Source organism: Teichococcus deserti (assembly GCF_001982615.1).
Taxonomy (GTDB): domain Bacteria; phylum Pseudomonadota; class Alphaproteobacteria; order Acetobacterales; family Acetobacteraceae; genus Pseudoroseomonas; species Pseudoroseomonas deserti.
This window is the reverse complement of record NZ_MLCO01000134.1, coordinates 1-6,619: the sequence shown is the minus strand read 5'-3', so window position 1 is coordinate 6,619 and position 6,619 is coordinate 1. Positions and strand designations below refer to the sequence as shown.

8 protein-coding genes and 1 pseudogene are annotated in these 6,619 nt (G+C 73.9%); 7 read left to right on the top strand and 2 right to left on the bottom strand.

From position 1 onward, the window contains the following. A partial coding sequence (locus BKE38_RS33270) for a flagellar basal body protein (protein WP_242662359.1) occupies positions 1-191 on the bottom strand: 191 nt, incomplete at its 3' end. Between the two features lie 44 nt (positions 192-235). Beyond that, complete coding sequence (gene flgF / locus BKE38_RS14375; RefSeq protein WP_076957990.1) at positions 236-979, bottom strand: flagellar basal-body rod protein FlgF; 744 nt, start codon at positions 977-979, stop codon at positions 236-238. A 227-nt stretch (positions 980-1,206) separates the two neighbouring features. Between flgF and BKE38_RS14370 the strand changes: the two genes are divergently transcribed. From BKE38_RS14370 to BKE38_RS14340, 7 genes and pseudogenes are all read left to right on the top strand, one after another. Beyond that, entirely contained in the window at positions 1,207-1,728 is a 522-nt protein-coding gene (locus BKE38_RS14370) for a flagellar basal body-associated FliL family protein (RefSeq protein WP_076957989.1), read from the top strand. Continuing rightward, the gene (gene fliM / locus BKE38_RS14365; RefSeq protein ID WP_420014328.1) at positions 1,725-3,110 is read left to right on the top strand and encodes a flagellar motor switch protein FliM; all 1,386 of its coding nucleotides are present in this window, start codon (positions 1,725-1,727) and stop codon (positions 3,108-3,110) included. The genes BKE38_RS14370 and fliM overlap by 4 nt, the downstream gene beginning before the upstream one ends. Continuing rightward, positions 3,107-3,559, top strand: coding sequence for a DUF6468 domain-containing protein (locus BKE38_RS14360; protein ID WP_076957988.1), 453 nt, complete (start codon positions 3,107-3,109; stop codon positions 3,557-3,559). Before fliM ends, BKE38_RS14360 begins: the two co-directional genes overlap by 4 nt. Next, complete coding sequence (locus tag BKE38_RS31490; protein ID WP_076957987.1) at positions 3,556-4,275, top strand: MotE family protein; 720 nt, start codon at positions 3,556-3,558, stop codon at positions 4,273-4,275. Before BKE38_RS14360 ends, BKE38_RS31490 begins: the two co-directional genes overlap by 4 nt. 69 nt (positions 4,276-4,344) lie before the next feature. Further along, the gene (locus tag BKE38_RS14350; RefSeq protein WP_076957986.1) at positions 4,345-4,731 is read left to right on the top strand and encodes a chemotaxis response regulator CheY; all 387 of its coding nucleotides are present in this window, start codon (positions 4,345-4,347) and stop codon (positions 4,729-4,731) included. Continuing rightward, the gene (locus tag BKE38_RS14345; RefSeq protein WP_076957985.1) at positions 4,724-5,263 is read left to right on the top strand and encodes a hypothetical protein; all 540 of its coding nucleotides are present in this window, start codon (positions 4,724-4,726) and stop codon (positions 5,261-5,263) included. Before BKE38_RS14350 ends, BKE38_RS14345 begins: the two co-directional genes overlap by 8 nt. Next, positions 5,247-6,619, top strand: a pseudogene (locus BKE38_RS14340) (hypothetical protein); the annotation flags it as partial. The gene BKE38_RS14345 and the pseudogene BKE38_RS14340, both read left to right, overlap by 17 nt.

Genomic DNA, 6,619 nt, shown 5'->3' with positions numbered 1-6,619 from the left:
CAACATCGCGAACATGAGCACGACCGGCTACAAGCGCCGCCGCGCCGAGTTCCAGGACCTGATCTACCAGAACCTGCGCCGCGGCGGCGCTTGTAGCCGGTCGTGCTCATGTTCGCGATGTTGTTGGAGATGACCTCGACATTGGTCTGCTGGGCCATCATGCCGGTGCCGGCGATATGGAGGCTGCGCATCTTCTTCAGTCTTTCCTGCGGCTCGAGCGGTGGGGGCTAGGCGGTTACTTGCGCTTGAGGATGCGTTGCACGCTGTCCTGCAGCCGCTCCCCCTCTTTCTCGACGAACTGGCTGACGAACTGGAATTCCCGCAGCTCGGCGGTCATCCGGGTCATCTCGACCACGGCCTTGACGTTGCTGCCCTCGACCGAGCCCTGCACCACGGCGGGGCGGGCGACCGGCTCGGCGGCCATGTCCTGCGGGGTGGTGAACAGGCGGTCGCCCTGGGCCTGCAGCCTCTGCGGGTCGGCAAAGCGCACCACGCGCAGCTGGCCAATCGGCCCCTGCTCGGTGGCGACGGTGCCGTCGCCGCTGATCTCGATGCGGGTGGCGCCCGGCGGGATCACCAGCGGCGTGCCGTCCTGCAGCAGCACCGGGTTGCCTTGGGCGTCGACCACGCCGGAATTCGGCGAGAGGGCGAAACGACCCGCCCGGGTGTAGCGTTCCCCATTGGCGGTCTGCAGGGCGAAGAAGCCGTCGCCCGACAGCGCCAGGTCCAGCGGGTTGCCGGTGGCCTGCAGCGGGCCAGGGGAGAAGTCGCGCCAGGTGGCGCGGTCCTGGGTGAAGGCGACCTCGGCTCCGCCGCGCGGCGTCTGGGTGTTCTGCTGCCGCGCCAGGTGCTCGGCGAAGACCATCTGGCTGGCCTTGAAGCCCGGCGTGTCGGCATTGGCGAGGTTGGACGCCACGACATCCTGCGCGCGCCGCTGGGCGGCGAGGCGGGAGAGGACGACATAACCGGGGGTGTCCATCGTGGCGCAGCTCCTGGTCGGGGACCGACGGAGCATGCTTGGCAAGAGGCGTGCCAGAGCGGTCCGGATCGGCCGCGACGGGGTGATTCCCTTTTGGAATCCCTGACGCCGCGGGGCAGGAGGTACCGGGCAATTATTACCGGATCATTGAGGCAAAAAATGCCGGTTCAAATGCCGTTAACAGACCCCGCTTAATTCCCGGCGCATTCCAGGATGGAGTGGCCGCCATGAGCGACGGCGCAGGGGCTGAAAAAGACGCCCCGAAAAAGGCGAAGAAGGGCAAGGGCAAGCTGATGCTCGTGGCTGCCCTCGGGCTCGTGCTGCTGCTGGGCGGCGGCGCGGGCGGGGCGTGGTACATGGGCATGCTGCCGATCCCGGGCCTGGGCGGCCATGCGGAAGGCGACGAGACACAGGCGGCTTCGGCCACGCCCGCGCCGCAGCGCCCGCCGGTCTTCGTCGAGGTGCCGGAGATCATCACCAACCTGAACACGGCGGCCCGCCGGCAGACCTTCGTCAAGCTGCGCAGCCGGCTGGAAGTGGCCCTGCCCGAGGACGCCAAGGCGGCCGAGGCGGCGATGCCGCGGCTGATCGACATGTTCACCACCTATCTGCGCGAGACCCGCCCCGAGGAGCTGCGCGGCAGCGCCGGCACCCACCGGCTGCGCGAGGAGATGGTGGCCCGCGCCAATATCGCCGTCCGCCCGGGCGCGATCACCGACGTGCTCTTCGTCGAGGTGGTGGTGCAATGAGCGGCGCGACGCCCGATCAGGACGGCGTCCCCCCCGCCGCCGGCGACGGCGAGGAGGAGCTCGACATGGCGGCGGCGATGGCCTCGATGGATGCGGCCGCCCCCGAGACAGCTGCCCCCGAGACCACAACCCCCGGGCCGGCCACGCCGGAGGCGGAGGCGGCCAAGCCGGCCGACCCCTTCGACGACGACATGGCCGCCTGGGGCGCGGCGTTGGCCGAATCGGGCGACGCCGAGGGCGGCCTGGTCGACGACATGGCCTCGGTCGGCGGCGACGACGGCTGGGGCGACGCGCTGTCCGCCGCGGTCGGCGAGGCGGCGACCACCGCGCCGATGCCGGTGGCCGCGCCCGAGATCCCGGCCGAGCCGGCCCGCGTGCTCAGCCAGGCCGAGATCGACAGCCTGCTGGGCTTCGGCGATGGCGGCGCCGGCGGCGACGACTCGGCCACCGGCATCGAGAAGGTGATCGCCCGCGGGCTGGTCTCCTACGAGCGCCTGCCGATGCTCGAGATCGTCTTCGACCGTCTCGTCCGCATCATGTCGACCAGCCTGCGCAACTTCACCTCCGACAACGTCGAGGTGTCGATCGAGGGCATCACCAGCCTGCGCTTCGGCGACTACCTGAACACCATCCCGCTGCCGGCCATGCTCGTGGTCTTCAAGGCCGAGCAATGGGACAATTACGGCCTGGTGGTGGTCGATTCGGCGCTGATCTATTCGGTGGTCGACGTGCTGCTGGGCGGCCGCCGCGGCACCACCGCCATGCGCATCGAGGGCCGCCCCTACACCACCATCGAGCGCGGCCTGATCGAGCGCCTGACCGAGGTGGTGCTGGCCGACCTCTCCGACGCCTTCGGCCCGCTGGCCGAGGTCGACTTCCGCTTCGAGCGGCTCGAGGTGAACCCGCGCTTCGCCGCCATCTCGCGGCCCTCCAACGCGGCCGTGCTGGCGCGGATGCGGGTCGACATGGAGAGCCGCGGCGGCCAGCTGCAGCTCCTGCTGCCCTATGCCACGCTGGAGCCGGTGCGCGAGCTGCTGCTGCAGCAGTTCATGGGCGAGAAGTTCGGCCGCGATTCGATCTGGGAGACCCACCTGGCGGAAGAGCTCCGCCAGACCGAGGTGGCCCTCGACGTGGTGCTGGACGAGCAGACCATGCCGCTGACCGACGTGGTGCAGCTGCGCATCGGCGACCTGATCACGCTGGGCGTCGGCCCCGGCGCGCCGGTGCGGCTGCGCTGCGGCGACACCTCGCTCTTCGAGGGGCAGGTCGGCGGCCGCAAGGGGCGGCTGGCGGTGCGCATCGACCGCGCCCTGCCGCGGCACGGCATCAGCGCCGGGCTGCAGCGCGACCTGAACGAGCGGGCGGCGGAGGGCGCGGCATGAACTGGATCGAGTGGCTTCTGCAGGCCGGGCTGGTGCTTGGCCTGGCCTGCGCCCTGCCGGTGGCGCTGAAGCTGGAGCGCGCGCTGACCGCGCTGCGCAAGGACCGCGCCCAGCTGGCGGCGACGGTGCAGGGCTTCACCGACGCGACCCGCGAGGCCGAGGCGGCGATCGCCCGGCTGCGCGCCGCGGCCGAAGGCGCCGGCCGCCAGGTCGCCGACCAGGTCGCCGCGGCGCAGTCGCTGCGCGAGGACCTGCGCTATCTCACCGACCGGGCCGAGGCGCTGGCCGACCGGCTCGATGCCGGGGTGCGCGCCAGCCGCCCGGGCGAGGGCGCGCCGGGCCGCGCGCCGGTCTCGGCCGCGGCCCCGCCGCCGCGGCCGCGCGCCGAGCAGGACCTGCTGCGCGCGCTCGGACACACGATCAACCAGGGCCTGGGGCGCGGATCATGAATGTCGTCTTCGCCCTGCGCGGGCTGCTGATCATGCTGGTGGTGCTGCTCGGCGTGAAGGGCGCGGCGCTGGCCGGGCTGCTGCCGGACTGGCCGCCGGCGGCCCTCGCCGCGACCGAGGTCGCCGCCCCCGCCGCCGCGCCGCAGCCGATGCGCGTCGCCGCCCGCGCCGCCCAGGAGGCGCCCGCCGCCGGCACCGCCGCCAATGCCGACCGCCGCATGGCCGCCGCCCCGGCGCGGCCTGCCGCGCCCCAGGCGGTCTCGCCGCCGGTGACCCCGAATGGCGGCGCTGCGCCGGCCCCGTCCCCGGGCTCGGACGACGCGCTGGCGCTGGCGCTGCGCGGCCGCCGCGAGCAGCTCGACGAGCGCGACCGCATGCTGGCCATGCGCGAGGCGGTGCTGGCCGCCGCCGAGCAGCGGCTGCAGGCCCGCATCGACAGCCTCTCCGGCCTGCAGTCGCGGCTGGAGGAGAACGAGCGGCAGATGAAGACCCGCGACGAGGCCCACTGGGCCAGCCTCGCCAAGCTGTACGAGACCATGCGCCCGCGCGAGGCGGCGATGGTCTTCAACGAGCTCGATCTGCCGCTGCTGGCGCAGATCGTGAACCGCATGCGCGAGCAGAAGGCCGCCCCGGTCTTCGGCGCCATGGAGCCCGAGCGCGTCCGCGCGCTGACCGCCGAGCTCGCGCGCATGCGCGGCGCCCGGCCCGGGCTCTGACGCGCGCGCACCGGCCTGCCTGCTGCATCGCTGAACGCTTATCTGAGTTACGCTGGAGAAGACGACCCCATGACGCTCGACCGCAACATCAAGGTCCTCGTTGTCGACGACTACAAGACCATGACCCGCATCATCCGCAACCTGCTGAAGCAGATCGACTTCCACGACGCGGACGAGGCGGCCGACGGCCACGAGGCCCTGGCCAAGCTGCGCAGCGGCAATTTCGGCCTGGTGATCAGCGACTGGAACATGCAGCCGATGACCGGTCTCGATCTGTTGAAGGAGGTGCGCGCCGATGCCCGGCTGAAGCATCTGCCCTTCATCATGGTCACCGCCGAGAGCAAGACCGAGAACGTGGTCGCGGCGAAGCAGGCCGGCGTGTCAAACTACATCGTCAAGCCGTTCAACGCCGAGACGCTGCGCGACAAGATCGAGAAGGTGATGGCCCATGGCTGACCATGACGCGATCGCGGACCTGCGCGGCAACCTGACCGCGACCGCCGCCACCCTGCTGCAGGAGCTGGAGGAGGTCGGCCGCGTCATCGCCAATGCGCGCGCCGAGGTCATCGCGCTGCGCGCCGAGGGGCTGGACGACAGCGCCATCCCGTCGGCGACCGACGAGCTGGCCGCGATCGTGCAGCACACCGCCCAGGCGACGCACGAGATCATCGACACCTGCGAGCAGCTGGAGACCCTGGCCGGCCAGGTGCCGCAGGCGGCCGACGCGCTCTTCGCCGCGACGACCCGGATCTACGAGGCCTGCGCCTTCCAGGACATCACCGGCCAGCGCATCGCCAAGGTGGTGACCGCGCTGCAGACCATCGAGAACCGCATCGGCAATGCGCGGGCCAAGATGGCGTCGGAGAACGTGCCGCCGCCGGCGCCGGCGCAGCCCGCCGCGGTGCCGCCGGGCGACGGCCTGCTGAACGGCCCGCAGCTGCCGGGGGCCGCGATCAGCCAGTCGGCCATCGATGCGCTGTTCGACTGACCATCGCCGCGCGCTGCGCGGATGCCCGGCCTGGGTGCTGGCGCTGCTGCTGGGCGCTGCCCCGCTGCCGGCGCTGGCCGCCCTGGCCGAGGCGGCCGCGCCGCCGGCGGGTCCGTCGGACCGTGCTTTCTTCCTGACTGAGGCGGGACGGGGCGCGCCGCTGCGACTGGCCCAGGCCGCCATGCCCGGCGCCACGGACAGCGACGCGCCGCCGCCGCAGGTGCTGCCGCCCTCCGGCCCCGGCGAGGCGGCGACCGCCACCGCGCCGGCGCGGTCCTCGCGCGGTGCCACGCCGCGCGCGCCCGACCGCGTCACCGTGCGGATCGGCATCCATCCCGGCTTCGGCCGTGTCGTCTTCGAATGGCCGGAGACGCCGGGCTATACCCTGGCGCAGACCGGCGACGAGGTGGAGCTGATCTTCGGCCCGGCCGGCACCATCGCCTTCGAGGCCGCCGCCGTCCGCCTGCCGCGCAATGTCCGCGGCATCGAGCCGCTGCCCGGCGGCATGCGCTTCCACCTGGCCGAGGGCGCCCGCGCCCGGCATTTCGTGCTCGGCCGCCGCGTGGTGGTCGACCTGCTGGACCCGCCGCCGCCGCCCAGCCAGGCGCCGCCGCCGCGCGCCGCTGTCTCGCCCGCGCCGCCGGCGGCCTCGCAGCCGCTGTTCCCGCAGGCGCTGCCGCCCAATGCCGGCGCCACTGGCCTGCCACCGCCGGCGCCGGGCAGCCTGGCGGCGCCGCGCCCCGGGCTGATCCCGCCCGGCACCCCGGTGGGCCGCGCCGGCGGCGCCGCGCCACCACCGGCTACCCAGGCTGCCGCCCCGCCGCCGCCGATGCCGCGTGCGTCGCAGCCCGTCCCGCCGCAGCCCGTCCCACCGCTGGCCACCGCGCCGCAGACGCCGCCGGGCCCGGTCGCCCAGGCCCCCGCGGCCGCGTCGCCGCCGCGCGGCCGCCAGGCGCCGCTGCCCGCTGCGCGCCCGGGCGAGCCGCAGCTTGCGCCGCAGGCCTCGATGGACGCGCTGACCGCCATGGCCGAGCAGCTGCGTGGCGCCGGCGCCGCGCCGCAACCGGCGCCCCAATCGGTGCCGCAGCCCGCCTCACCGAGCCCGACCCCGGTCGCGCCGGTCCCTGCTGCGCCGGTCCCTGCTACGCCGGTCCCTGTCGCGCCGGCCCCTGTCGCGCCCGCTCCACCGGCGCCCAGGCCTCGGGCCCGCCGGCTGCCACCCCGCCCGCCAATGGTCCGCCCTCCGTCGTGGCGCCGGCGCCACGCAGCTGCCCGGCCATGGCGGGCAGCGCGTCCATCGAGGCCTGGGGCGCAAGCTGCGGCTCGCCCGGGCGCGCAGCGGGCAGGGGCGGGTGC

What these genes read in the sequence shown, in the direction of transcription:
- flgF (WP_076957990.1), bottom strand. Translation starts at nt 979, where the DNA reads ATGGACACCCCCGGTTATGTCGTCCTCTCCCGCCTCGCCGCCCAGCGG.
- BKE38_RS14370 (WP_076957989.1), top strand. Translation starts at nt 1,207, where the DNA reads ATGAGCGACGGCGCAGGGGCTGAAAAAGACGCCCCGAAAAAGGCGAAG.
- fliM (WP_420014328.1), top strand. Translation starts at nt 1,725, where the DNA reads ATGAGCGGCGCGACGCCCGATCAGGACGGCGTCCCCCCCGCCGCCGGC.
- BKE38_RS14360 (WP_076957988.1), top strand. Translation starts at nt 3,107, where the DNA reads ATGAACTGGATCGAGTGGCTTCTGCAGGCCGGGCTGGTGCTTGGCCTG.
- BKE38_RS31490 (WP_076957987.1), top strand. Translation starts at nt 3,556, where the DNA reads ATGAATGTCGTCTTCGCCCTGCGCGGGCTGCTGATCATGCTGGTGGTG.
- BKE38_RS14350 (WP_076957986.1), top strand. Translation starts at nt 4,345, where the DNA reads ATGACGCTCGACCGCAACATCAAGGTCCTCGTTGTCGACGACTACAAG.
- BKE38_RS14345 (WP_076957985.1), top strand. Translation starts at nt 4,724, where the DNA reads ATGGCTGACCATGACGCGATCGCGGACCTGCGCGGCAACCTGACCGCG.